The organism is Phenylobacterium sp. CCH9-H3, assembly GCF_001557235.1.
Taxonomy (GTDB): domain Bacteria; phylum Pseudomonadota; class Alphaproteobacteria; order Caulobacterales; family Caulobacteraceae; genus Phenylobacterium.
Genome location: NZ_LSJI01000214.1, coordinates 1 through 24621 on the forward strand (window position 1 = coordinate 1; position 24621 = coordinate 24621).

General features: G+C 69.3%; 25 protein-coding genes. 12 read left to right on the forward strand and 13 right to left on the reverse strand.

The window, feature by feature from the left end; translation table 11 throughout:
• The 4 genes from AX721_RS18755 to AX721_RS18770 form a co-directional block, all read right to left on the reverse strand.
• Window positions 1-629 (reverse strand): helix-turn-helix domain-containing protein (locus AX721_RS18755; protein ID WP_231754741.1); only part of this gene is annotated, 629 nt, incomplete at its 3' end.
• Window positions 630-632: 3 nt separating this feature from the next.
• A complete protein-coding gene (locus tag AX721_RS18760; protein ID WP_156467254.1) occupies window positions 633-896 on the reverse strand; it encodes a hypothetical protein in 264 nt (87 codons plus the stop codon).
• Window positions 893-1165 carry a hypothetical protein gene (locus AX721_RS18765; protein ID WP_068877505.1) on the reverse strand — a complete coding sequence of 91 codons (273 nt, stop codon included), beginning with the start codon at window positions 1163-1165 and terminating at the stop codon, window positions 893-895. Before AX721_RS18765 ends, AX721_RS18760 begins: the two co-directional genes overlap by 4 nt.
• A gap of 563 nt (window positions 1166-1728) precedes the next feature.
• On the reverse strand, window positions 1729-3537 hold the full coding sequence (locus tag AX721_RS18770; RefSeq protein ID WP_156467255.1) for a patatin-like phospholipase family protein: 1809 nt from the start codon (window positions 3535-3537) through the stop codon (window positions 1729-1731).
• A gap of 71 nt (window positions 3538-3608) precedes the next feature.
• On the opposite strand from AX721_RS18770, the gene AX721_RS18775 reads away from it, so the two are divergent.
• Together AX721_RS18775 and AX721_RS18780 are read left to right on the forward strand one after the other, a co-directional pair.
• Entirely contained in the window at window positions 3609-4448 is an 840-nt protein-coding gene (locus AX721_RS18775; protein WP_068877507.1) for an enoyl-CoA hydratase-related protein, read from the forward strand.
• Window positions 4449-4490: 42 nt separating this feature from the next.
• On the forward strand, window positions 4491-4901 hold the full coding sequence (locus tag AX721_RS18780) for a DUF1489 family protein (RefSeq protein WP_068877508.1): 411 nt from the start codon (window positions 4491-4493) through the stop codon (window positions 4899-4901).
• Window positions 4902-4906: 5 nt separating this feature from the next.
• Here the strand turns inward: AX721_RS18780 and panC are convergent, their stop codons facing one another.
• Window positions 4907-5758 (reverse strand): pantoate--beta-alanine ligase, encoded by an 852-nt coding sequence (panC, locus tag AX721_RS18785; RefSeq protein ID WP_068877509.1) that lies wholly within the window; start codon window positions 5756-5758, stop codon window positions 4907-4909.
• 144 nt (window positions 5759-5902) lie between these two features.
• On the opposite strand from panC, the gene AX721_RS18790 reads away from it, so the two are divergent.
• Together AX721_RS18790 and AX721_RS18795 are read left to right on the forward strand one after the other, a co-directional pair.
• Window positions 5903-6736 carry a division plane positioning ATPase MipZ gene (locus AX721_RS18790; protein WP_068877510.1) on the forward strand — a complete coding sequence of 278 codons (834 nt, stop codon included), beginning with the start codon at window positions 5903-5905 and terminating at the stop codon, window positions 6734-6736.
• A gap of 3 nt (window positions 6737-6739) precedes the next feature.
• A complete protein-coding gene (locus AX721_RS18795; RefSeq protein ID WP_068877511.1) occupies window positions 6740-7168 on the forward strand; it encodes a DnaJ domain-containing protein in 429 nt (142 codons plus the stop codon).
• Between the two features lie 51 nt (window positions 7169-7219).
• On the opposite strand, the gene AX721_RS18800 is transcribed toward AX721_RS18795, so the two are convergent.
• On the reverse strand, window positions 7220-8527 hold the full coding sequence (locus AX721_RS18800) for a D-alanyl-D-alanine carboxypeptidase (RefSeq protein ID WP_068877512.1): 1308 nt from the start codon (window positions 8525-8527) through the stop codon (window positions 7220-7222).
• Window positions 8528-8807: 280 nt separating this feature from the next.
• On the opposite strand from AX721_RS18800, the gene AX721_RS18805 reads away from it, so the two are divergent.
• The 4 genes from AX721_RS18805 (at window position 8808) to AX721_RS18820 (ending at window position 11805) form a co-directional block, all read left to right on the forward strand.
• On the forward strand, window positions 8808-9242 hold the full coding sequence (locus tag AX721_RS18805) for a phasin family protein (RefSeq protein ID WP_068877513.1): 435 nt from the start codon (window positions 8808-8810) through the stop codon (window positions 9240-9242).
• A 183-nt stretch (window positions 9243-9425) separates the two neighbouring features.
• Window positions 9426-9887 carry a RidA family protein gene (locus tag AX721_RS18810; RefSeq protein WP_068877514.1) on the forward strand — a complete coding sequence of 154 codons (462 nt, stop codon included), beginning with the start codon at window positions 9426-9428 and terminating at the stop codon, window positions 9885-9887.
• A complete protein-coding gene (locus tag AX721_RS18815) occupies window positions 9884-10645 on the forward strand; it encodes a glycerophosphodiester phosphodiesterase (RefSeq protein WP_068877515.1) in 762 nt (253 codons plus the stop codon). Before AX721_RS18810 ends, AX721_RS18815 begins: the two co-directional genes overlap by 4 nt.
• On the forward strand, window positions 10642-11805 hold the full coding sequence (locus tag AX721_RS18820; protein WP_068877516.1) for a GNAT family N-acetyltransferase: 1164 nt from the start codon (window positions 10642-10644) through the stop codon (window positions 11803-11805). Before AX721_RS18815 ends, AX721_RS18820 begins: the two co-directional genes overlap by 4 nt.
• Window positions 11806-11811: 6 nt before the next feature.
• Here AX721_RS18820 and AX721_RS18825 read toward each other — a convergent pair whose 3' ends face one another.
• Window positions 11812-12414, reverse strand: coding sequence for a DUF4287 domain-containing protein (locus tag AX721_RS18825; protein WP_068877517.1), 603 nt, complete (start codon window positions 12412-12414; stop codon window positions 11812-11814).
• 65 nt (window positions 12415-12479) lie between these two features.
• The gene (locus AX721_RS18830; protein ID WP_068877518.1) at window positions 12480-14798 is read right to left on the reverse strand and encodes a TonB-dependent receptor; all 2319 of its coding nucleotides are present in this window, start codon (window positions 14796-14798) and stop codon (window positions 12480-12482) included.
• Between the two features lie 225 nt (window positions 14799-15023).
• Here AX721_RS18830 and AX721_RS18835 point away from each other — a divergent pair, with 225 nt between their 5' ends.
• Window positions 15024-15458 carry an HIT family protein gene (locus AX721_RS18835; RefSeq protein ID WP_068877519.1) on the forward strand — a complete coding sequence of 145 codons (435 nt, stop codon included), beginning with the start codon at window positions 15024-15026 and terminating at the stop codon, window positions 15456-15458.
• 90 nt (window positions 15459-15548) lie between these two features.
• Window positions 15549-16478, forward strand: a complete 930-nt coding sequence (locus AX721_RS18840) for a phytanoyl-CoA dioxygenase family protein (protein WP_068877520.1) — start codon at window positions 15549-15551, stop codon at window positions 16476-16478.
• A 61-nt stretch (window positions 16479-16539) separates the two neighbouring features.
• Here the strand turns inward: AX721_RS18840 and clpA are convergent, their stop codons facing one another.
• The 4 genes from clpA to AX721_RS18860 all read right to left on the reverse strand — a co-directional run bounded on the left by clpA (window position 16540) and on the right by AX721_RS18860 (window position 22237).
• Window positions 16540-18855, reverse strand: a complete 2316-nt coding sequence (clpA, locus tag AX721_RS18845; protein WP_068877521.1) for an ATP-dependent Clp protease ATP-binding subunit ClpA — start codon at window positions 18853-18855, stop codon at window positions 16540-16542.
• A 5-nt stretch (window positions 18856-18860) separates the two neighbouring features.
• Window positions 18861-19190, reverse strand: a complete 330-nt coding sequence (clpS, locus tag AX721_RS18850) for an ATP-dependent Clp protease adapter ClpS (RefSeq protein WP_068877522.1) — start codon at window positions 19188-19190, stop codon at window positions 18861-18863.
• A 196-nt stretch (window positions 19191-19386) separates the two neighbouring features.
• Entirely contained in the window at window positions 19387-20658 is a 1272-nt protein-coding gene (locus AX721_RS18855) for a DNA polymerase IV (RefSeq protein ID WP_068877523.1), read from the reverse strand.
• 58 nt (window positions 20659-20716) lie between these two features.
• Window positions 20717-22237, reverse strand: coding sequence for a winged helix-turn-helix domain-containing protein (locus tag AX721_RS18860; RefSeq protein ID WP_068877524.1), 1521 nt, complete (start codon window positions 22235-22237; stop codon window positions 20717-20719).
• Window positions 22238-22479: 242 nt separating this feature from the next.
• On the opposite strand from AX721_RS18860, the gene AX721_RS18865 reads away from it, so the two are divergent.
• Complete coding sequence (locus AX721_RS18865; protein ID WP_068877525.1) at window positions 22480-22833, forward strand: UrcA family protein; 354 nt, start codon at window positions 22480-22482, stop codon at window positions 22831-22833.
• 22 nt (window positions 22834-22855) lie between these two features.
• On the opposite strand, the gene AX721_RS18870 is transcribed toward AX721_RS18865, so the two are convergent.
• Complete coding sequence (locus tag AX721_RS18870) at window positions 22856-23731, reverse strand: ROK family protein (protein WP_068877526.1); 876 nt, start codon at window positions 23729-23731, stop codon at window positions 22856-22858.
• Between the two features lie 210 nt (window positions 23732-23941).
• On the opposite strand from AX721_RS18870, the gene AX721_RS18875 reads away from it, so the two are divergent.
• Window positions 23942-24621: MFS transporter (locus tag AX721_RS18875; protein WP_197422643.1), on the forward strand; the 680-nt coding region annotated here is incomplete at its 3' end.

The following is a 24621-nucleotide window of genomic DNA, read 5'->3' on the forward strand; positions in this document are numbered from 1 at the left end:
AGCCCCGGATCGGCGGTGAGTTCCGCCTGCCGCCTTAGCCGTTCGAGCGCGTGATGGTGCCATTCGCCGAGGTTCGCGATCCTTGGGGCCAGACCCTTCGGGTGCAGCGACAGGCGCATGACGTTCGGGCGGGGGCCCAGCAGGTCAGGGTCGACGCCTTCCAGGAGCGGCGCGACCGCGCTGTTGGCGGCGACGAGGTTCCATCGCAGATCGACGACAAGGGCGGGGTAGGGTTCGTGCGCCTTCAGGATGACGTCCACGGCGCGTCGAGCGGCGGCGAGCTCCGGCGCCTCCAGGCTACGCTCCGGAAAAACCGGTGCAAAGCCGGCCGCCACGAGGATCACGTTGCGCTCCCGCAGCGGAATCTCCAGCTGGTCCGACAGGTGCAGGAGCATCTCGCGGCTGGGCTGGGCCCGCCCGGTTTCCAGGAAGCTCAGGTGGCGCGTGGAGATCTCTGCCTCGAGCGCCAGGTCGAGTTGGCTCATCCGCCGTCGGGTGCGCCAGTCGCGCAGATGCTCGCCGACGGGTTTGTGGTGGCTGATCATGGGAGCGAACTTACCCGGCGCTGTACGCGGGTCCATGACCTCCGAGGTAATGCCGTTGGCCGCATGCAGGCGGATCGGGGCCACCTCCTATCTCCAGCCACAGGCCACCGAGCGCACCCCGGCCAGGGCCTGGAGCCGCGCGTGCAGGTGTTCGGCGCGGTGGGACGGCAGGCCGTCGGTCTCGATCTCCAGGCGGGCCAGTTGGCCCTCGGTCCTGAGATCCAGGCGCGTGACGGCGGCCCCCTGCACCGGGAACGGCGACAGCGCGCGCAGGAGCAGGTCCCCGCCGGCCGCCATCTCCAGAACGAAGACCCAGCGACGCTCTGGCGGCTCTCGTTTCTCCCCGCTCACGAGCGGCCCCGCAGGTGCTCGAGGCGCAGGGATTGCACCCCCACATGACCGGCAAGGCGATCGGCGAGGGACTGCGCGGCCGAAGCGCTGAGACCGCGCAGGGTCAAGGTGGCCTCGACGATCCGCCCCACGGGCTTCAGGCGCAGGGCCGCGAGTTCGCCCGTCGTGCGGCCCAAGGCGTCGTCGATGGCGGCCAGGGCGGCGTGGGGATGGGGCGTGGCGAATACGAAGACCTGCAGCGCCTCCGGGGCGGGTTCAGCCAGCGACATGGACGCGCCTCCAGCTGGAGCGGTCGCTGGTGCGGATCATGGGCTTGGCGATGGCGATCGGGCGGAAGGTCATGGCGGTGTCCTTTTCGGGTTGGGGGACGGCCGCATACGAAAAAGCCCCGCGGCCTGGGGCGCGGGGCGGTCGATCTTCTGAAGATCGTGGCGTCGCCTCTAGGACGTGCGCCGGCGCCCCGCGTGGCGGGTGATAATCATCGACATTTTGATCATCGCAGGCGCGCGAACGCCGCCGCTGGCCGGGCGGCCGGCAGGCGTCGGTGCGGTGATGGGCGTGGTCGGGCTCATGGCCGGGACAACTCCTGCCCGCGCTGGATAGCCGATCGGCGGGAAAAGCGAAAGGCCGCCCCATCGCTGGGACGGCCTTTCCATAGTCGGACCGCTTAGCGGTTGCGCGACCTTGCCTAGGCTAGGCGCGGACCCCGTTCACGGAGGTCCAGGTCGTGAGCTCCGCACCGCGGATGAAACTATGAGACACTGGATCACCTCCTTTCTGAAGTTGGACAGACGCCCGAATATGGGGGGCGTTTTTCGAGTCTGCCAACGGTTCATTCCGCCGCAGCGGTGGTCGAGGCCATGAAAGGCGTCATCACGGCGCCGGCCGCCGCCTGTTCGCGCAGGGATTGTCGGCGGCGAAGGTGAGGCACCGGCCGGGACGCCTTGTCGAGGGCGGCGAGGGTCGCGCGGTAGCCGGCCTCCACGGCCTCGTCGTAGGCGCGCCAGTCGCGGATTTCGATGCCGGACACGTCGGGCTGGATGAGGACGTCGGTGGCCTCGCGCGCGGCGGCCAGGTCCCGGCCGGTGGAGACCGTCGCGGTCCGCATCAGCAGCGACACGATGGGCGGGCCCAGCCGCCACTGGCCGGAGCGGATCCAGCGCCACACCGACGACGGGCGGGCGACGTCCTTGGCGGTGATGCTGCGGGCCGTCGTCACGTCCACCCCCACGATGGGGCCAAGGTGCGCCGCGCGCATGATGTCGGCCGGGAAGTTCTTCATCACCGCCCCGTCCACCAGCACGTTGGGGCCATCGGTAGCGGGTGGCATGACGCCGGGCAGGGCGATGGAGGCCCGCAGCGCGTGGCGCAACATCCCGCGCCGGTGGAGCTGATAGGCGCCCGTCGTCAGGTTCGACGACAGGCAGAAGAACGGCAGCCAGAGGTCGGCGATCTGGGTGTCGCCGAAATGCTGGGCAAGCCGGTCGCTCACCTTCAGCCCGTGGGTCATGGCGAGCAGGGGCAGGGCGATGTCGTCCAGCGGACTGGTGTCTACGAACGCCTCGTGCAGGCGGGCGTCCATCTCGGCCTCGCCCCACCCCATCGCGACGCCCGCCCCGACGATGGCGCCCATGGAGGAGCCGCCGACGAAGTCGATGGGCACCTTCCGCTCGCGCAGCGCCTTGATCGCGCCGACATGGGCGTAGGCGCGCGCGCCGCCGCCCGAGAGGACCAGTCCCACCGACTGGCCCGTCAGCACGCGCGCCATGCGCTGGAAGTCCGGCGCGGCGCCCCGCCGCAGGTGGAAGATTCGCGTGGCGCCAGTGGCGTCCAGCCAGGCCTCGGACCCGTGCGGACGGACCGCGTCGGCCGGCTGCATCAGGATCAGGTCGACAAGACCCTGCTCGTGCAGGGTCGCCGCGCTTGGCAGGCGGTCATGGGCTTCGGCCGTCCGGTCCCCCCGGCCCACCCGGAACAACCGGTCGACCTGCCGCGGCACGAAGGGCGCCCAGGCCGTTTCGTCGCGTTCGGCGACATAGAGGACGAAATCGTGGACCCGCTCGACCTCGGAGAACCATTCCGTGGGCGCGCTGGCGGCCTCCGAGCCGACGGTGGTCACGGCATAGCCCAGGGCCGCGATCTCCCGTTCCAGGCGCTCCACGATCGGTCGCAGCGGACCGGGGCGGCCGGCGGGCACGAACCCGAACACCGAGGGCTCGCCCACCGGGCCGCGCCGCGCCGTCTGCCGGCTGCGCAGGATCATCAGCCGCGCCAGCTCGGTCATCACCGCGCCATCGGCGTCGCACGCCTCGAAGAACGCGTCCTTGGGTACCGCGAAGATCTCGGAGTCGCGCAGGGCGTAGACGTCGGCGGAGTGCGGGATGCCGGCGATCAACGCCATCTCGCCCGCGGGCTCGCCGGGGCGGATGATCCCCAGGAACTGGGACTCCTGCCCTTCCTCACGCCGGAACGCGCCGAGCCGCCCCGTGCGCACGACGTAGAGCTGGTCCGAAGGATCGCCCTGGCCGAACAGCTTCGATCCCCCCGGCAGCGAGAACCATATGGTCTCGCTCCGCGCCCGCGGCTGGCGGAACAGCCGCGCGAGGGCCGAATCGACCGGTATTTCGGGTAGGGGACCCACGACGCGCGAAGGGTAGCGCCCCCGAACCGCCAGGGCTATGGCTGCGCCTCGCGCCCGAAGGAGTCTGCCGCATGACCAATGAGATCGCTCACCCGCTGGTGGAGTTTCCGGACGTTAGCGCCACGACGGAGCTGGTGCACATCTCGGCCACCCAATCGGGCGCCGTCACGGTGACGATGAACCGTCCCGCGAAGAAGAACGCGTTCGAGGAGGGCCTGATCTCCGCCCTGTCCGAAGCGTTCGACACCTTGGCCGGCGCCGAGGGCGTCCGCGTGGTCTTCGTGCGCGGGGCAGGCGGGACGTTCTCGGCGGGCGCCGACCTGGACTGGATGCGGGCCGCCATCGACCGGACGGAGGCCGACAACCGGGCCGACGCCATGGAACTGGCCAAGATGCTCAAGAAGCTCCGGGACCTGCCGGCCCTGACGGTGGCCCTGGTCGAGGGCGCGGCCTTCGGCGGCGGCGCCGGCCTCGCGGCCGCCTGCGACATGGCTGTCGCGACGGCGGACGCCAGGTTCAGCTTTTCCGAGGTGAAGCTCGGGCTGGTTCCCGCGACCATCAGCCCCTACGTCGTCGAAGCCGTCGGGCCCCGAGCCGCGCGAGCCCTCTTCGCCACGGCCCAGGTGTTCGACGCCGCCTATGCCGAGAAGATCGGATTGGTGACGCAGACCGTCGCCGACGTGACGGCTCTGCGTGCGGCGGCCCATGCGGTCGCGGCGGGGATGGTCGCCTGCGCGCCGGGCGCGGTCGAGGCCTCCAAACGGCTCGTCGACGACGTGGCGGGCCGGGTCATCGACCGCGACCTCATGGAGCTGACCGCGCACCGCATCGCCGCCGCCCGCGTTGGCGACGAGGGCCAGGAGGGCGTCCGCGCGTTCCTCGAGCGGCGCAAGGCTCTCTGGGCGGAGTAGCCGCACTTCCCAACCGTCGAGCCGGGGCCTAATCCAACCCCGATGGCTCTGCACATGATCAAGCTGGTGGTGGGCGCCGCCACCATCGAGGACCTGCTGGAATGGCGCGCCGCCCACGCCGGGCCGGGCGAGCCCTGGATCCTGCGCACTCGCATGACGCCCAAGCGCGGCGCCGAGATGATCGACGGAGGCTCGATCTACCGTGTGTTCAAGGGCGTGATCCTCTGCCGCCAGCGGATCCTGGGCGTGAACACTGTGGGCGAGGGCGTCACCGCCCGTTGCGAGATAACCCTGGACGAGCAGATCGTGCGCGTGGCGCCCACGCCGCGGCGCGCCTTCCAGGGCTGGCGCTACCTGGAAGCCCGCGATGCGCCCCCGGACCTCGATGCCGAAGGGTTCGGAGAGGCGCCGGACGAACTGGCCCGCCAGCTCCGTGAGATCGGCGCCTGGTAGGGCGGTCAGTCCCCGAGGTTGTCGATCAGGCGGGTGCGGCCCAGGTGCGCGGCCCCCAGCACGCGGACGGGCCCTGAGGCAGGGCCTGGGCCCAGGCGCTCCAGGGTTTCCGGAACGCGCGCCTCTACGTAATCGACCTTACCGAAACCTGCGGCCAGCAGGGCGGCGACCGCAGCCTCTTCCGCGGCGGCGACCGCCTCGCCGGCGCGCACCTTGGAGAGCGCCTCGCGCAGCACGGCGTTCAGGCGCGCCGCCACCGGCCTTTCGGCCTCGCTCAGGTAGGCGTTGCGCGATGACAGGGCCAGGCCGTCGTCCGCCCGGACGGTCGGCCCGCCGACGATCTCCACGGGCAGGTCCAGGTCGCGCACCAGCCGGCGGATCACGGTGAGCTGCTGGAAATCCTTCTCGCCGAACACCGCCACGTCCGGGGCGCACTGGTTCAGGAGTTTGGTGACCACCGTGGCCACGCCGGCGAAATGTCCCGGCCGGGCCTGGCCGTCCAGGGGTTCCGAAACGCCGGCCACCGTGACGGTCGTCGAAGCGCCGGGCGGGTACATCTCCGCGACCGACGGCGCGTACAGCAGATGGCAGCCCGCGGTCTCCAGAAGGCCGGCGTCCCGGGCCTCGTCGCGCGGATAGGCGTCGAAGTCCTCGTTCGGCCCGAACTGGGTCGGATTGACGAAGACGCTGGCCACCACGCGGTCGGCGCGGGTCCGCGCAAGTCGGACGAGAGACAGATGCCCCTCGTGCAAGGCGCCCATCGTGGGCACGAATCCGACGCGCAGGCCCGCCTGGCGCCAGGCGGCGACCCGGGCGCGGAGATCGGCGACGGTTCGGACGATCGGGAGTTCTGGCATCGGCGCGGCTTATGGTGCGGGGCGGCGGGCAAGTCCATCCACAGCCGCGCGACCATACGCACGTTGACGCTGCGGCGCGGGTCGCGCTCACCTGCTATTCGTTAATGAGTCGGCCTGCTCGGCCGTCTGGGGGAGCTGAAGGTCATGGGCCAGGCCAGCGTCATCGTGGTCGGCAACGAGAAGGGCGGGGCCGGCAAGTCCACGCTCGCCATCCACATCGTCACCGCCCTGCTGCACGGCGGCGCCAAGGTCGCCGTGCTCGACCTCGACCTGCGTCAGCAGACGCTGGGGCACTTCTTCGCCAATCGCGCGGCCTGGCTCGCGGCCAACGGCGCCGAGGCGCCGATGCCCCTCCAGCACCCGATCAGCTCGGCGGGCGACGCCCTGGCCAAGGCGTCCGACGCCGAGCAGCTGGCGCGCTTCGAGGAGGCCTTCGCCCAGGTGGCGCACGAGGCTGATTTCGTCCTTATCGACACGCCCGGCGCGGACACCGCGATCATGCGCGCCGCGCACGTGAAGGCGGACCTGATCGTCACCCCGATGAACGACAGCTTCGTCGACTTCGACATGCTGGGCGTCGTGGATCCGGTGACCCTCGAACTGAAGCGCCACAGCCTCTATGCGGAGACGGTCTGGGCCTGCCGCAAGGAGCGGGCGACGCGCGAGCGCAAGCAGATCGACTGGGTCGTGCTGCGCAACCGACTGGCGCCTACCGAGGCCCGCAATCGCCGGCGCCTGGACGAACGGGTTTCGTCCCTGGCCAAGAAGGTGGGCTTCCGCGTGGGGCCGGGCCTGCGCGACCGGGTGATCTATCGCGAGCTGTTCCCCTTCGGGCTGACCGTCGCCGACCTTTCGCCCGCCATCCGACCGGTCGCCATGAGCCTGCAGCACGTCGCCGCGCGCCAGGAGCTTCGGGCCGTGATGGTCGCGCTCGGCTTCAACGGGCTGGACGAAGGCGAGCGGATCGCGGCTGAGTAGCCGATGCTCTACATCGCCCTCGGCGGCGCGCTGCTCGTTGGCTACCTCTGGCTCACCGGGGGCAAGGCCCCCCTCCTGAAACGCCGCGAATGGCGTGTCCTGACCGCGGCCCTGGCGCTGGCGGCGTTCACCGGCGCCGTCTTCGTCGGCGTGCGCGGGTCGTGGGGCGCGACCATCGTGCTCGTCGTAGTGGGGCTCTGGCTGGCGGCGTCTGCGCGGAAGACTGCGCCGATCGCCGCGCCGCCGCCTGCCATGCGCATGAGCGAGGCCGAGGCCCGCCGGATCCTGGGCGTGGGCGCCGAAGCGAGCCGCGAGGAGATCCAGGCCGCCTACACCCGCCTGATGCGCGCGGTTCACCCTGACAAAGGCGGCACGGCGGGGCTGGCCGCCCAGCTCAACGTCGCGCGCGACCGGCTGTTGGGCCGCGGGTAAGGAAAAGGCCCCGGCGGGGCCGGGGCCTTTGCAGGATTGAGCCTGGGCGCTTCAGCCGCGGCCGGGCGGCATGACGAGGCAGGGCTGCTTCTTCGCTTTGAGCGCCTTGCAGGCGTTGCGCGCATCGCCCTCGGACATGCCGGAGAACCGGGCGCGGTACTTGCCGCCGTCCTTCTCGGCGACGCCGCGGGCGTCGTCGAATTGCTTTCCGAACCGCTTCTCGACCAGCGCGATCTGCTCGCGCGCATCGGCGCGGGTGGAGAAGGTGCCGACCTGGACGGTCCAGCGCCCGGCGGCGTCCTTCTTGCCCTTGCCGTTCAGCTTGGGGACGTCCCTGGGCTCGACGATCTGGATCTTCGAGGCCCGCGACGGCGGCGTGGAGGAGGCGAGGGCGACCTTAAGGCCGGCCTCGGTATCGCCCTGCTGCATGGAAGGCTGGGTGGCCTCCGCCAGTTGCGGCGGCTCGAAGAAATTCTGGGCGACGGTGATCTGCTCGCCGCGGGCGCGGCGGTCCAGCACGTCGAAGCCGGTCAGCAGCAGGCCTTCGGCGACCTTGTTGCGGGTCGCCACGGTGGGGCCGCCGAGGACAATGGCGATGAGGCGGCGATTGTCGCGCACGGCCGAGACGGCGAGGTTGAAGCCCGAGGCGTTGGTGAAGCCGGTCTTCAGCCCGTCCACTCCGTCCATCGTGTAGAGCAGGCCGTTGTGGTTGCGGATGTTCTGGCCGCGGAACGCGAAGTTCTTGGTCGAGAACAGGCGGTAGTATTGCGGATAGTCGCGCATCACCGCGCGCGACAGGATCGCCAGATCCCGGGCCGTGGACAGGTTGCGGCTGTCGGGCAGGCCATGCGGGTTGGCGAAGTTGGTGTTGCTCATGCCGAGCTCTTGAGCCCGCAGGGTCATGAGTGTGGCGAAGCGCTGTTCGGTGCCGCCCAGCTTTTCCGCCAGAGCCACCGCCGCGTCGTTGGCCGAGCGCGTGACCATGCCCTGCATCGCCTGCTCGACCGTGATCGAGTCGCCGGCGCGGATGCCCAGCTTCGTCGGCGCCTGCGCGGAGGCTCGGGGCGAGAACACGACCGGGTCGTCCAACTGGATCTTGCCCGACGCCAGCGCCTCGAACGCGAGATACAGCGTCATCACCTTGGTGATCGAGGCGGGATACCGCGGCGCATCCGCGCGTTTAGCGTACAGCACCTCGCCCGTCTTCGCGTCCACGACGATGGCCGCGTATTTCGACGAGTTCTGCGGGATGAGCTGGAAGTACGGGACCTGCGCCATGGCAGGCGAGGACGCCCCGCCGAGGGCCGTGGCCGCAGCCAGACCGAGGGTAAGCAACAGGCGGCGAGCGTGCTGGATCATGCTTCGTCCGTCGAATCAAAGCGTTGACGCGGCCACTGCGCCGCGCGGGAAGTTCGTATCATGCGTCCCGCACCCTTGCAGGAGAGTAAACAAGGATTGAACGGGCGCAATTGTCGCGGCGCCTGATGAACGGGCGGTGAAGCTTCATGGAAGCGTCATTGTGCAGTGCACAAAAAGCGTTTGACTGCTGCAGTGCAACATGAGACAAGGAGGGCGTGATCCAGAGGGCGTTCTGCGCCCTAAGCGCCGTCCCCGTCTCAATTTCCTGAGGAGCCGCCCCATGGCCGCCGCCGAAGCCGCGAAGTCCACCGTCGAGCAGTTCACCGCCGCCTCCAACGTCGCCTTCAAGGAAGGCGTCGAGAAGAGCCTCGCCGCGCTGAACGAGATGAACACCCATTCCAAGAAGAACCTGGAAGCCATGGTCGCCTCGGCGACGGCTTCGGCCAAGGGCGCGGAAGCCCTGGGCGCCCAGGCCATGGCCTTCTCCAAGGCCGTCTTCGACACCCAGGTGAGCGCCGCCAAGTCGCTCGCCGGCGCCAAGAGCGTGCAGGAAGTGGTCGAACTGCAGACCGCCTTCGCCAAGTCCGCTCTGGAAACCTACATGGCCCAGTTCGGCGCGATGTCCGAGACCGTCTCCTCGTCGGTCAAGGAATCGATGAAGCCCCTCAACGAGCGCGTGACCGCGGTCGTCGAGAAGTTCCAGGCCGTCCGCTAAGCTTCCACGAGTACGGAAGTGCGAAAGCCCGGGCCGCGAGGCCCGGGCTTTCCTGTCCCTGAGTAGGCGTACCCCGCTCCGTCCTCCCTCGTTCGGAGTGCGTTTTCTTACCAGTCAGCGTTGGGGTCGGTCCCCGAGGGCCGGCCCTTTTTCTTTGACCAGCCGCGCGCTAGACGTGGCGCCATGTCGCAAGTCGAAGAACGCCTCGCCGGCCTCGGGATCCAACTCCCCACGCCCAACGCACCCGTCGCCAACTACGTCCCCTTCGTAAGGGTCGGCGAGCTGGTCCATGTCTCCGGCCAGGTCTCGGTCGACGCCGCCGGCGGCGTCCGCGGGATCGTCGGTGAGGACGTGGACTTCGAGACCGCCGTACGCGCCGCGCGCATCTGCGGCGTCAACCTGCTGGCCCAGATGAAAGCCGCCTGCGAGGGCGACCTCGATCGGGTGGTGCGCTTGATCAAGCTCGGCGGCTTCGTCCAGGCCGGCCCGACCTTCTTCGACATCCCCAAGGTGGTGAACGGCTGCTCGGACCTCATGGTCGAGGCGCTGGCCGACGCCGGGCGACACGCCCGCTCCGCGGTGGGGGTCTATCGCCTGCCGATGAACTTCGCCGTCGAGGTCGACGCCGTGGTGCAGGTCCGGTGAACGCCGCCGCGGAAAAGGGGGGCTTCGGCCAGGCCTGGGACCTCCTCTTCCACCCGCCGATTGCGCACCGCGGGCTGTGGAGCGCCGATGGCGCGCCGGAGAATTCGCTGGGCGCGTTCCAGGCGGCCTGCGCGGCCGGCTACGGGATCGAGCTGGACGTCCAGCTGTCGGCCGACGGCGAGGCCATGGTGTTCCACGACGATAAGCTGGCCCGGATGACGGGCGCGGAGGGCCGCGTTCGTGACCGCAGCGCAGCAGAGCTGGCCGAGCTGCGCCTGGCCGGCAGCGATGAGAAGATCCCCACCCTGCTCGAGACCCTGGCCGTCGTCGGCCACCGGGCGATGGTTCACATTGAATTGAAGACGCCCTACGGCGAGGTCGGCCCGCTGGAGCAGCGGGTCCATGAGGTGATCGCCGACCACAACGGCCCGCTCTGCGTCATCGGCTTCAATCCCTATTCCCATGCCTGGTTCGCCGACCGCTATCCCGGCGTACTGCGGGGCCTCGACAGCTATTCCTACGACAAGGCGCCCCACATGGCCGAGGACCAGCGCCGCGCGTTCGCCGCGCTGGAGCATGTGCAGATCGCGCGGCCGCACTTCCTGGCGCTGGGCCTCGACATGCTGCCGAACCCCAAGGCCGCGGCCTTGCGGGCGCGGGGCATGCCTGTGGTGGCCTGGACGGTGCGCGACCCGGCGCAGTGGGACGCGGTCAAGGACGGTTGCGACAATCTGATCTTCGAAGGGTTCGCTGCGTGAGGCTCACGCCGGCGGTGAAGGTTTGCCGCCGTATCTCCGAGATCGGCCGCGAGGCCTGGGACGCCTGCGCGGACAATCCCGCCTACGACCAGAACCCCTTCATCCGGTTCGACTTTCTGCACGCCCTGGAAGAGGCCAACTGCGCGGTCGAGCGGACCGGATGGGGGCCGCAGCATCTCGCCATCGACGACGCGGACGGCAGGGTGGCGGCGGTGATGCCGCTCTACCTGAAGAGCCACAGCCAGGGTGAGTACATCTTCGACCACGCCTGGGCCGACGCCTATGAGCGGGCAGGGGGGCGCTACTATCCCAAGCTGCTGTCGGCCGCCCCCTTCGTGCCCGCCACCGGCGCGCGCCTTCTGGCCCGGCCGGACGTGGACCAGGAGGAGGCCTGGCGACTGCTGCTCGGCGGCGGACTGACCCTTTGCGAGCGCTACGGCGCCTCCGGCCTGAACCTGAATTTCCTGACCGAGGCCGAGTGGCGCTGGATAGGCGCACAGGGGCTGGGGCGACGCGAGGGCCAGCAGTACCACTGGGAGAACCGCGGCTATCGCGACTTCGACGACTTCCTGGGCGCCCTGTCGTCCGGCCGCCGCAAGACCATCCGCCGGGAGCGGCGCGACGCCCAGGCCGGCCTGGAGATCCTTCGCCTCACGGGCGCCGACCTCACCGAGGATCACTGGGACGCCTTCTTCCGCTTCTACATGGACACCGGCTCGCGCAAGTGGGGCCGGCCGTACCTGACGCGCGCCTTCTTCTCGCTGCTGGGCGAGCGGATGGCCGACCGGGTTCTGCTGGTCATGGCGCGCAAGGATGGGTGCTGGGTCGCCGGAGCCCTGAACCTGATCGGCGGCGACTGCCTCTACGGCCGCCACTGGGGCTGCGTGGAGGAGGTCCCGTTCCTCCATTTCGAGCTCTGCTACTACCAGGCGATCGAGTGGGCCATCGAGCAGGGCCTGCCCCGGGTGGAAGCCGGCGCCCAAGGCCAGCACAAGATCGCCCGCGGATACCTGCCCAAGCCTGTCTACAGCGCCCACTACATCGCCGACCCGGCGCTCCGCGGCCCGGTCGAGCGTTTTCTGGAGCAGGAGCGGGCCGGGGTGGAGCAGGAGATGGAGTGGCTGGAGGAGGAGTTCTCGCCGTTCAAGGCGGGGGAATAGCCGGCCCTAGCTGCGCTCCCAGGCCTTCTTCAGCAGGGCCTCTACCGAGCCGTCGACGTCGGCGGGCGAAGTCAGCAGCATCTGGCCCTTCAGCCGGTCGCCCCAGCTTTCGCTCTTGCCGCGCGGCGACAGGCGCGGGTCGGCGTCGGGCGTGACGGCGAAGCCCACCATGGCGTGGCCGCCTTTCACGGGACGCGCCGCCGCCATCTGCACCTTGCGCGAGAAGGCGGTGAACGCCTTGCGCTGGCCGATGGTCACGTCGGGCAGTTTCGCCACCGCCGCCTCCAGCGCCACGAGGATCGCCTCGGACGCCGGATCGCTCCACAGCTTGGCGCGCAACGGGCCAGGATCATCCCAGCGATCTTCCGACGGGAAGGCCACGGACAGCACGTGGGAGGCGCGGTTGATCCCCAGGCCGTGATGCTCGCGAAGCCAGTTGGCGCGGGCCTTCGGCCTGTCGTGGGGGCAGGTCCTGGCGATCGCCACCCACTCTTCCAGCGTCTTGCCGGTGTCGCGCGCCATGGTGGCCTGCACCGAGGCGAACCACTTCTCCTGCCGCTCGGTCAGGCCCTGCGGCTTGGCGCCGGCCTTCGTTCCGCTCGCACCCATGGGTGCCTCCTGTCGCCGACAGGCTGGACGCGGGCGGCCGATCCGGCAAGCCCGCGCCCATTTCGTCAGAAGCGGTACGACACCCCGAAACCGTAGTAGCGCGGCTCGCCGGCGATGAAGGTGGCGATCCCGAAGGCGTCGCCCGTATTGCCTGCGTCCTTGATGTACTTCTTGTCGAGGGCGTTGATGACGAAGGCCTCGATCTTCCAGGGGCCCTCGGTGGGGACATAGGCCAGGCGCAGGTTCATCAGGCCGTAGGCGCCCTGGGTTTCGTCGATGATGGCGTCCTGGGCCTGGAAGCGGGGCTGGTCGTTGTTGGAATCGAAGAACACCCGCGACTGCCAAGTGTAGGTGGGCGTGAAGGTGAGGGCGCCTTCCAGCACCGCCATCGACAGCTTGGCGCCCACCGAGAACGAGTGGTCGGGCGACAGACGGAAGCGGTTGTCCTCGAACAGGCCATTGCCGAAGCGGGCGTGGTTGTAGGCGTAGGTGGCGAATACCGAGGCCTGGGCCGTCGGCCGGTAGTTGAGCTGGGCCTCGAAGCCCTTTGCCGAGGCCTCGCCGGCGTTGATGGAGACGATCTGGCCCGCGTCGTTGCGCATCGAGGTCTGGAAGTTCTGGTAGTCGTAGGCGTAGAGCGCCCCTTCCAGCGACAGGGTGTTGCCCAGGAGGTTGGCCTTGGCGCCCGCCTCGAAGGAATCCACTACCTCGGCGGGCAGTTCCGTGAAGCGGACCGGGCCGCCCGGCGCCGTCGGCGAGCCGACGGACAGCACCTTGGGCCGGCGACCGCGGGCGTGGGAGGCGTAGAGGCTGATATTGTCGGCCACCGCCCAGCGGGCGACCAGGCGGTAGGTGACGCCGGAATCGTCGAGCGAGCGATACTCGGGCCGCCCGCCCAGGGTGGGCTGGACGATCAGGCCGCGGGCGACGGTGGCGGTGCTGCCGCCGGCCACCGAGCCGCCGTTGTCGAGGGTGGCGCTGTAGCCGCTGCGCTTGTCGTCATAGGTATAGCGGATGCCGGCGGCCAGCTCGACATTGTCCAACAGCTTGAAGCTCACATCGCCATAGACGTCGTAGGAATCCGTCTCGCCGAAGTTGGTGAAGGTCTCCTGGTGAGCCGACTTGAGCGCCGCGGGCGCCAGGGCGTTGATCGTCGCCAGCGGCAGGCCGTTGGGGCGCGGCAGCAGGCGGCCGGACACCAGGGCGAAGATCTTCTCGTTGATCAGCAGCGGCACACGCTGGCTGCCCTCCTCGTGAAAGTAGCTGACCCCGACGAAGCCGGTGAGGCGTTCGCCGGAGGTGTAGTTCAGCCGCAGTTCTTGGCTGGTCTGCTCGCCCTGGGCGTCCTCGGCGAAGACCAGCATCGGCAGGCCGAAGCCGTCGGGGTCGAACACCTCGGTGCCGTCGAACTCGCGGTAGGCCGAGATCGAGGACAGGCTGAACGTCTCGTTGAACCGGTACTCGACCAGGGCGGTGGCGCCCCAGACGGTGCGCTCCAGGCCCAGAGGTTGCCCGCCCTCGAAGCCCGCGGCGCTGGTGAGCGCCGCGCCGGAGTTGCGGCCCAGGTCGCCCAGGATCGCGCCCGTCGTCGGGTCGGCGGGCGCATAGGTGAGCGACTTGAAGGACGTGCCGCTGGGATTGTCCTCCTGGTAGTTGACCACCAGGTCCGCGGTCAGGCGGTCGTTCGGCTTCCAGCGGACGGCGGTGCGCAGGGCGTCCGTATCGGTCGAGTTGAAATCGTCGCCGCCCAGCAGGTTCTCCACATAGCCGTCGCGGAACTTCACCCGCCCGGCGAGACGCACCGCAAAGGTCTCGTTCACCGGCAGGTTCGCCACGGCCTCGGCCATGCGGTAGCTGTCGTTGCCGGCCTCGAACCGCAGCGAGCCCGACCGGCCTGAGACGTCGGCCTTGTTCTGCACGATGTTGACGGCGCCGATCAGGGCGCCGCGGCCGTAGAGCGTCGACTGCGGGCCCTTGGCGATCTCCACGCGCTGGAGGTCGAACAGCTCGATGTAGGAGCCGCGCGATTTCGAGATCGAGACGCCGTCCTGGAACACCGAGACGCGGGGCTCGTTGGTGGCCTCGCCCGAGTCCGACGTGATGCCGCGCATCACGAACCCCGGATTGTTCGGCGACTGGTTCTGCACCTCGAAGCCGGGGACGAAGAGGGACAACTCCTCGAACTCCTGGATGCCGATCTCGTCGAGGAAGCCGCCGCCGTAGGCGGTGACGGCGATCGGCACGTCCAGCAGCTTCTGCTCGCGCTTCTGAGCGGTGACGATCAGTTCCTGGACTTGCGTGTCGGCCGCATCGTCGGCGCGGGCGCCGGCCGCCGTGGCGAGGGCGGCGCAGGTGGTGAGGAGAAGCAGGCGTCGGTGCGACATCGGGGAGACTCCTTGAGCAGGAGGCGCTCCTAGGGTGGTCAGGTCACAGATCGACGACGGTCCGGCGACCGTACGGCGAAGCTTGGGCTTGCGGGGAACAACGCCGCCGCGGGCGCCCAAATTGCCACCGTCGACGGCTGAAAAGGGGGCGGGGGCCGGCCTGCTGCCCGCTCGGCAAGTGGGGGCGGGATGACTACTATGCCGCCCGAGTCACAGGAGTGAACCATGAGCCTCGACGGGACCTACGACGCGGGCAACATCTTCGCCAAGATCCTGCGGGGCGAAATGCCGTCGGCGCGGGTGTTCGAGGACGAGCACGTCTACGCCTTCATGGACGTCTTCCCGCAGGCCAAAGGCCACACCCTGGTGATCCCGAAGCACTCTCGGGCGCGGAATTTCCTGGAGGCCGAGCCGGAGATCGTCGGGCCGCTAATGCTGGGCGTCCAGCGCGTGGCCCGGGCCGTCCGCGCCGCGCTCAATCCGGACGGGCTGGTGATCACGCAGTTCAACGGCGCGCCGGCCGGGCAGACCGTCTACCACCTCCACTTCCACATCATCCCGCGCTGGGAGGGCGTCCCGCTCGGGCGGCACGGCGAAGGGATGGCGGACGCCGGCGAGTTGAAGGTGCTCGCCGAGCAGATCGCGGCGAAGGTCAGCTGAAGATATTTCCACCTGGCGACGTGCGCGGCGCACTTGCAACCGTCATGACGTTGATGGAGCTTCGCACGCGGCCGTTGTCGGAGCGTTTGCGTGAGTCTGTTCTCTCGGTTCGGGGCCAGCAAGAAGCCGACAAGGCCGTGGTTCGAGTCCGACCAGCTGGATGACCACCTGTCCCGATCGCGGTTCGATCCGGCGACCGAGACCTTCATCCGCGATTTCGCCCGGGACGGCGCCGCGGCCATCGATCTCGGCGATGCGGCGCGCCTGCTCTGCGACCAGGCCGTCGCCGAGACCGAAGGCTACTTCGGGGATGGGGTCAGCCGGGTGCAGGATGCCTGGTACCGCTCGCCGGCGGTCCGCAAGCTGGCCGCCTGGCCCGAGGTTCGCCGGCTGCTGCGGGCCGCCTACGGCCGTGATCCTTTCCCATTCCAGACGCTCAACTTCCGGCAGGGCAGCCAGCAGCACCTGCATTCGGACACCATCCACTTCCACAGCCTCCCCGAACGCTTCATGTGCGGGGTCTGGATCGCGCTGGAGGACGTCCGCCGCGAAGCCGGGCCGCTGGCCTATCTCAAGGGCAGCCACAAGCTGCCGGTCCTGACCATGCGGGGCGTCGGCGTGAACACGCCCGCGCCGGGTTACGAGGACTATGTGCGCTCCTACGTCCCGCGCTTCGACGCGGCGATGGAAGCGGCGCAGCTGCCGCTGGAGTGGGCGGTGATCCCCAAAGGCTGGGCGTTCGTCTGGGCGGCCAACCTCGCCCATGGGGGATCGCCGATCCAGGACCCTGGCTCCACACGCCGCAGCCTGGTGCTGCACCACTATTTCGAGGACTGCCTCTACTATACGCCCATGCATTCGGACGAGCCGGGCGGTCGGCTGCACATGCGGTTGCCGCCCGACGTGCGCACCGGCTGGTCGCGCTGGCCGACACGCAATGGCCGCCCGGCGCGGCTGTCCCGGCATCTGATCGCCGCATCCTGGCTCCGCGACCTGAGACGGCGTCCGGTGGTGCTCTAACGATCAAAGAAAAGGCCCCGGACGGTGGCCCGGGGCCCTGGTCTTCGGCTCGAGCCGCAGGTCAGTCGACGACCTCGGCCTCCTCGGCCGGGTTCTCGACGATCGGCGCGCCGCGCTCGCGCTCCTCGCCCTCGATCTCGAACGCCAGCTTGCCGTCCTTGAGGATGACCTTGACGTGGCCGCCCTTGGTGAGCCGTCCGAACAGGATCTCGTCGGCCAGCGGCTTTTTGATGTTCTCCTGGATGACCCGGGCCAGGGGCCGGGCGCCGTAGAGTTCGTCGAAGCCGTTCTTGGCGAGCCAGTCCGCCGCGTCGTCGGCCGTCTCGATGGTGACGTGACGGTCCGCCAGCTGGGCTTCCAGCTGCATGACGAACTTCTGGACCACCTGGCGGATGATCTCGGGCGTCAGCGGCCGGAACTGGACGATGGCGTCCAGGCGGTTGCGGAACTCGGGGGTGAACAGGCGCTTCAGGGCTTCTTCCACCTCGTCGTCCGCCTTGCCGCGGCCGAAGCCGATCGAGTTCTTCTGTGCATCGGACGCGCCCGCATTGGTGGTCATGATCAGGACCACGTTGCGGAAATCGATCTTCTTGCCGTTCGAGTCGGTCAGTTGCCCGTGGTCCATGACCTGGAGCAGGATGTTGAAGACGTCGGGGTGCGCCTTCTCGATCTCGTCCAGCAGCACCACAGCGTGCGGATGCTGGTCGACCGCATCGGTCAACAGACCGCCCTGGTCGAAGCCCACATAGCCGGGAGGGGCGCCGATGAGGCGGCTCACGGTGTGGCGCTCCATGTACTCCGACATGTCGAAGCGCAGGAGCTCGATGCCCAGGGTCGACGCCAGTTGGCGGGCCGTCTCGGTCTTGCCGGTGCCCGTGGGCCCCGAGAAGAGATAGCAGCCGATCGGCTTGTTGGCGTCGCGCAGCCCGGCCCGGGCCATCTTCATGGCCGAGGAGAGCTGGTCGATGGCGTTGTCCTGGCCATAGACCGCGCGCTTCAGGTCGCCTTCGAGCTGCTTCAGCGCCTCGGTGTCGGACTTGGAGACCGACTTCGGCGGGATGCGGGCGATCTTGGCCACGACGGCTTCGACCTCCTTCAGCCCGATGGTCTTCTTCCGCTTGCCCTCGGCCAGCAGCATCTGCGAGGCGCCCGCCTCGTCGATGATGTCGATCGCCTTGTCGGGCAGCTTCCGGTCGGTGATATACTTGGCCGACAGCTCCACCGCCGCCTTGATGGCGTCGTTGGTGTAGCGGAGCTTGTGGAACTCCTCGTAGTAGACCTTCAGGCCCTTCAGGATCTTGATCGTGTCGTCGATCGTGGGCTCGTTCACGTCGATCTTCTGGAAGCGCCGGACGAGGGCCCGGTCCTTCTCGAAGTGCTGGCGGAACTCCTTGTAGGTGGTGGAGCCCATGCAGCGCAGCGTGCCCGACGCCAGGGCCGGCTTCAGCAGGTTGGAGGCGTCCATCGCCCCGCCGCTGGTCGCGCCCGCGCCGATCACGGTGTGGATCTCGTCGATGAAGAGCACCGCGTCGGGGTGGTTCTCCAGTTCCTTGACCACCTGCTTCACGCGCTCTTCGAAGTCGCCGCGGTAGCGGGTGCCGGCCAGCAACGCGCCCATGTCGAGCGAGAAGATGGTCGAACCTGCCAGGACCTCGGGGACCTGCTTGTTCACGATCTTGCGCGCCAAGCCTTCGGCGATGGCGGTCTTGCCCACGCCGGGATCGCCGACGAGCAGGGGGTTGTTCTTGGTCCGCCGGCACAGGATCTGGATGCAGCGCTCCACTTCCTGCAAGCGCCCGATCAGGGGGTCGACCTTGCCCTGCTTGGCCTTCTCATTGAGGTTGATGCAGTAGGCTTCGAGCGCCTCGCCGCCCGTCTTCACCTGCGGCTTGTCCTCGTCCTCGGCGCCCTTGACCGGCTTCTGTTCCGAAGCGCCGGCCTTCTTGGCGATGCCATGGGCGATGTAGTTCACCGCGTCGTACCGCGTCATGTCCTGCTCCTGCAGGAAGTAGGCGGCGTGGCTCTCGCGTTCCGAGAAGATGGCGACCAGCACGTTCGCGCCGCTGACCTCCTCTCGGCCGGAGGACTGGACGTGGATCACCGCGCGCTGGATCACGCGCTGGAAGCCGGCCGTGGGCTTGGCGTCCTCGCCGTCGTCGACGACCAGCGAACGCAGCTCGTTGTCCACGTAGTTCGTGAGCGTCGTGCGGAGCGCGCCGAGTTCCACGTCGCAGGCGCGCATCACGCCGGCAGCGTCCTCGTCATCGATCAGGCTGAGGAGCAGGTGCTCCAGGGTGGCGTATTCATGCTTGCGCTGGTTGGCGTACGCCACGGCGCGATGCAGGGATTCTTCGAGTTGGCGAGAAAATGAAGGCAAGCGCCTTAGTCCTTCTCCATGGTGCACTGCAGCGGGTGTTGGTGCCGCCGCGCCGTATCAACGACCTGGGCCACTTTTGTTTCCGCCACTTCGTATGTGTAGACCCCGCAAACGCCCACGCCGTGCTGATGGACATGGAGCATTATGCGAGTCGCGTCTTCGCGCGACTTATTGAAGAATTGTTCGAGCACATAGACGACGAATTCCATTGGTGTGTAGTCGTCGTTAAGCAACAGAACGCGGTACATCGACGGCTTCTGCGTCTTCGGCTTCGTCTGCGTGATCACCGCCGAGCGAACGCCGGTGTCAGCGCCACCTTCCTTCCGTTCGCTCATCTGTCCGTTCTCCAAGGGTGGGCCGCCAAACACCGACTGCCCACCTGATTAGATATGGAAGATAACGCCTTTTGGAAGGGTTGAATTCACGATGCCCACCGTGCGCCCACAGTGATTACGAAATCCGCACCGCGGTTGCGCCCGAAGGTCGCAGGCGGCTCGTGTGCGCGAGAATCGGCTTGGGTCCCGTCGACGATCAATCGTCGTCGGCCGCCGAGCGAGCGCGGAGGATGCGGCCGGATGTGACGGCGTCGGCGCCAAATCTGGCCCGGATGGCGTCGACCGACCGTTCGGTGGACAACGCCCGGCGCTCGTCGCCGGCGAAGAAGTCGTCGCAGGCGGTCTCGGCGTCGATCAGGTCGGCGATGCCGATTCCGATCAGCCGCCAGGGCCGGCCGGTCGCCTCCTTCGCGAGCAGCTCGCGGCCGACCCTGAACAGGGTGTGCGCCGTCTGAGTCGCCACCGGCAGGGTGCGCCGCCGGGTCACGATCCGGAAATCGGTGGTCCGGAGCTTCAGGGTCACGACGCGGCCGGCCACCGCGCCCTGGCGCGCCTGGCGTGCGACGCGCTCGCACAGGGGGGCCAGCCTGTCCTCCAGGTCGGCGATGCGGTGCAGGTCCTCGTTGAACGTGGTCTCGCAGCTGATTCCCTTGCGCGCCTCGTTGGGGTTCACCGCGCGGGCGTCTCGGCCGTGGGCGAGGTTGTGGAGGCGCAGGCCGTAGGCGCCCCAGCGGTCGGCCAGCACCTTGATGTCGACGCGCGCCAGGTCGCCCACGGTGCGGTAGCCGGCTTTCTCCAGGCTGGCGACCATGGCCGGCCCGACCCCCGGCAGGATCTTCACCGGCTTGCCGGCGAGAAAACTCTGCGCCTCGTGGCCAATGACCGAGAACCCGCGCGGCTTGTCGAGGTCCGACGCCACCTTGGCCAGGAACTTGTTCATGGCCAGGCCGATGGAGACCGTCAGGCCGGTCTCGGCCTCGATTCGGGCCTGCAGCTTCGCGAGCGTGATCGCCGGCGGCGCGCCATGCAGACGCTCTGTGCCCGAAAGGTCCATCCATGCCTCGTCCAGGCTGAGGTTCTGGATGAGCGGCGTCAGTTCGGCCGCCATGCCCAGGATCCGCTTCGACTCCGCACGGTACTTGGTGAAGTCCGGCTTGATGATCACCGCTTCGGGGCACGCCTTCAGCGCCCTGAACATCGGCATGGCCGAGCGCACGCCCTTGATGCGGGCGATGTAGCAGCAGGTGGTGACCACGCCGCGCTTGCCTCCGCCCACGATGACCGGCACGTCGCGCAACTCGGGCCGGTCGCGCTTTTCGACGCTGGCGTAGAAGGCGTCGCAGTCCATGTGCGCGATGGAGAGCTGGCCAAGTTCCGGATGAGCCACGATCCGCGGCGAGGCGCACGAGGGGCAGCGCCGCACCCCTTCCTCGCCCTGCCAGAAGCAGTCGCGGCAGAAGGCCGTCATGCGCGCAACGGGGCTCATGGCTCCTGCATACCTGATTTGTTCCGGCGCGGTGAGGGCGTCAGACGCGGGCCCATGCCGGATCGTCCGGGGGGTGGCGCGAAGTCCGCCAGTAGTCGGCGAGGCCCAGGTCGCGCATCAGGCCGGGGAAGCGCGGATCGGCGCGCATCGCATGGGTCGGCGGCAGGAAGAGGATGTGCGTGTTGCGTGTGCCCTCCACCGCGTAGACGGGCGCGGAGAACCGCTGTCCGGGGATGGCGAATCCCTCGCCGAAGTACAGCGCCCGTGCGACTGCGAAGGCCTCGTCAAGGCGACCGAACACGGAAAGGGCGGTGATGGCGTTCTCGGCATAGCCAACGCCCTTGCGAGCCCGCTCGAGGTTCAGGTCGGCTGCGGACCGGATGTCGCCCGGCGCGCCGCTGGCCAACGCCCGGGCGACCGACAGGCTGATCTCGACGTCGGCCGCGGGGATGTTCAGCGGGCGATTGGCGGGATCGGCGCCCATGGCCGCCGCCCGGTCTGCGCGACCGCTGAACATGAACATGCTGAGCTGCTGGAACCAGAGTGCGTAGTGGCCCGGCCAGCGCGCCAGCGCCCTGGCGACGACGGTGTCGGCTTCCTCCAGCCGGCCGGCGCCCCAAAGCGTCAGAGCCAGCATGTACTGGCGCCACACCGCGAACTCGTCCTCGACCACCGCCGCCTGCGCGTGGGTCACGGCGTCGCGCATCCGGCCCACGCCGATCAGCAGGCGCGCGTAGGCGAGCTCCAGCTCGCCCTCGCGGGCATGAAGGGCGAGGGCGCGCAGATACAGCCGCTCCGCCGGCCCCCAATTGCGGTAGATGGGCGCCAGCAGGGCAAGCGCCGCGCTGGCTTGCGGTTCCCGCGGGTCGAGGTCGAGGGCTCGGCGCGCCGCCGCCTCGGCCTGGGATCGGACTCCCGGCTGTTTCGCCGGCGCGGTGAAGCGCAGGCTGGCCTGGTAGGCGAGCGCCAGAGCGCCCCAGGCGTCGACGAAGTTCGGCTCCTCGGCCACGGCCTCGCGCAGGAAGCCGACGGCCTGGGCCGTGCCTTCGCGCAGGCCGGGCCGCATCGCCTCGCGGCCCTTCTCGTAGAGGTCGCGGGCCTTTGGCGAGATCCGGCCCGGGCGCCACAGCCACCAGGCCGCCCCGCCCAAGACGGAGACGCCGGCCGCGCCGGTCGCCGCGAGGACCCGACGCCGGGCGGGCGGCGCGACGGCGGGAGCCAGCGGGCTCGCCCTCGGATCGTGGCCCGCAGGCAGCAGGCGGTAGCCGACCTTGGTGACCGTCTCCAGGGTCCAGCCGTCGCGGCCGACGCCTTCGGAGGCGCGCCGCAGGCGGGAGATGACGCGCGACAGGGCGTCCTCGCCGACGACCCGACCCTCCCAGCAGCTCTCTGTCAGGTCTTCGCGGGTCAGGATCTCGCCGGGCGCACGCGCCAGGGCGACCAGCACTTGCATGACCCGCGGCTCCAGGACCTCGCGCCCGCCCGGACCGACCAGTTCGCGTGTCGCGGGGCGGACCTCGACGCCGCCCAGCCTGAACGGCTGCTCCCGGGCCAGGACCACGGGCGGGTTCCTCCCTGCGTCTTGAGTGACGGTCACCGCAATCGCCCCCGCTCGCGGCCGAATGATGGGCGCAGCCCGGCGCGGCGCGCAAGTCGTACAGGCCGCCGGAGTCAGGCGGTCATCGGCAGAATATCGGAACTTCATCGGAGGAACGTCGGGCGGGCGTCCTGGCGACCGATCGGGGCTCGGCGGTGGAATGGCGCATCGCCTCGCTGTGAGGCCTGAACGTCAGGAAGATCGACATGAACATCGCTACTCTCAGCGCCTGCGCGCTTCTCGCCACGGCCGGCCCGGCCACGGCCCACGCCTCGCCGTGGCAGGAGCCTGTGCCGCCGCGGGTCGTCATCAGCTACGCGGACCTGAACTTGCGGAGCGCCGCCGACGCCAATCTGCTGCTTGGCCGGATCCGCAACGCCGCCGTCCAGGTCTGTCGCGCGTCGAGGCAGATGTCCGGAGTCTACTTCCAGGACGACTGCTACGGCGACGCCGTGCGCCGCGCGGTCAAGGACGTGAACACGCCCGAGGTGACCGCGGCCTACCACGCGCGCTTCGCTCTCTTCCGGATCGCCCGTCTCAAACTGGCCCGGCTCTGGTGACCGCCGACGTGGCCGCCGGGCGTCACTCCGGCGGCCACAGCCAGGCCGCGCCGCGCACGCCGGAACTGTCGCCGTGCAGCGCCTTGCGGACCGGCGTCTCGAAGACGTCGGAGAAGACGTTCGGGGCTATGGCCTCAGGCAGCCGCGCGTACAGCATGTCCAGATTCGACATGCCGCCGCCCAGAACGATGACATCCGGGTCCAGGATGTCGGCCACGACGGCCAGCGCGCGGCCCAGGCGGTCGACATAACGGTCCAGGGCGGCCGCGCCCGCAGCGTCCGGCTTCGCGACCACGGCCTCCGCGCGACGCCCGGCGTCGCGCGCGAACCCCGTCCCGCTGAGCCACAGCTCCAGACAATTCACCCGGCCACACCAGCAGGGGAGCCCGGGCAGTTCCTCCGGCCGGGGCCAGGGCAGGGGCGTGTGGCCCCATTCCCCGGCGACGAGGTTGCGTCCCTCCAGCAGCCGCCCGTCGACCGCGATCCCGCCGCCGCAGCCGGTGCCGACGATCACCGCGAAGACCACGCCTTCGCCCGCCGCAGCCCCGTCGCGCGCCTCGGACAGCGCCAGGCAATTGGCGTCGTTGGCGTAGCGGACGTCGCGGCCAAGCACCCGCTGGAGGTCGGCGGGGAAGGGGCGGCCGTTGAGGACCGTGGAGTTCGAGTTGCGCATCAGGCCCGTGGCCGGCGACGGCGATCCGGGTCCGCCCACGCCCACGCGGCGCACCGCGACGCCGGCCTGCCGCTCGGCCTCGGCCACGATCTCGCGGGTCGCCTCCAGCCGGTCCTCATAGGCCGGCGGCGTCGGGCCGCGGACCCGCGCCTGGAACCGGCCGTCGGCGTCGAGCGCCGCCGCCTCGATCTTGGTCCCACCGAAATCAACGCCGATACGGATCATCGGTCCTGAATACCCGATCTGTTCCGCGGGCTCACGAATCTCCCGGCACGGGCGCTCGCGGCGCAGGGATACGTCGGGTGAAGCAACGCCCGTTCGCTCGCCGCAAAGGCTTCGCGGCCCGAAAGTCCTTACATGCGTTAAAGTTTACATTGTACGCTATCTGCATTGGATAGCGTCGGCTCAAGCGCGACGCGCCGCGGAGGAGTAGCCATGACTGCGTCGCAGACCGAAGACGTCGGAGCGGCGGCCGAAACCCCGAAGCTCGGGCTCTCGACCAAGCTCTTCTACGGGTTCGGCACGGTGGCCTTCGGCGTGAAGGACCAGGGCTTCTCGTCGCTCCTGCTCATCTTCTACAACCAGGTGATTGGGCTCCCGGCCGCGACGGTCGGCGCGGCGATCATGATTGCGCTGGCGGTGGACTCGGTCCTCGACCCGATCATGGGCCAGGTGTCGGACAACTGGCGCTCCCGCTGGGGCCGGCGGCACCCCTTCATGTACGCCGCGGCCGTACCGGTGGCCCTGTCCTACGTACTGCTCTGGAACCCGCCGGACTTGCCGCCCTCGCTGCTGTTCGCCTACCTGGTCGTGGTGGCCATCGTGATCCGCAGCTTCATCACGATGTACGAGATCCCGTCGTCCGCCCTCGCGCCCGAGCTGACCCAGGACTACCACGAGCGCACCCGCGTCTTCGCCTTCCGGCAGTTTTTCGGATGGTTCGGCGGCGTGGGCATGACGATCCTGGCGCTGCAGGTCTTCCTGCGGCCCTCCGCCGAGAACCCGGTCGGCCAGCTCAACCGTGACGGCTATCAGGCCTATTCCATAGCCGCGGCGGCCGTGATGCTGGTGGCGATCCTGGTGTCGGCGGTCGGGACGCACCGCCACATCCCGCG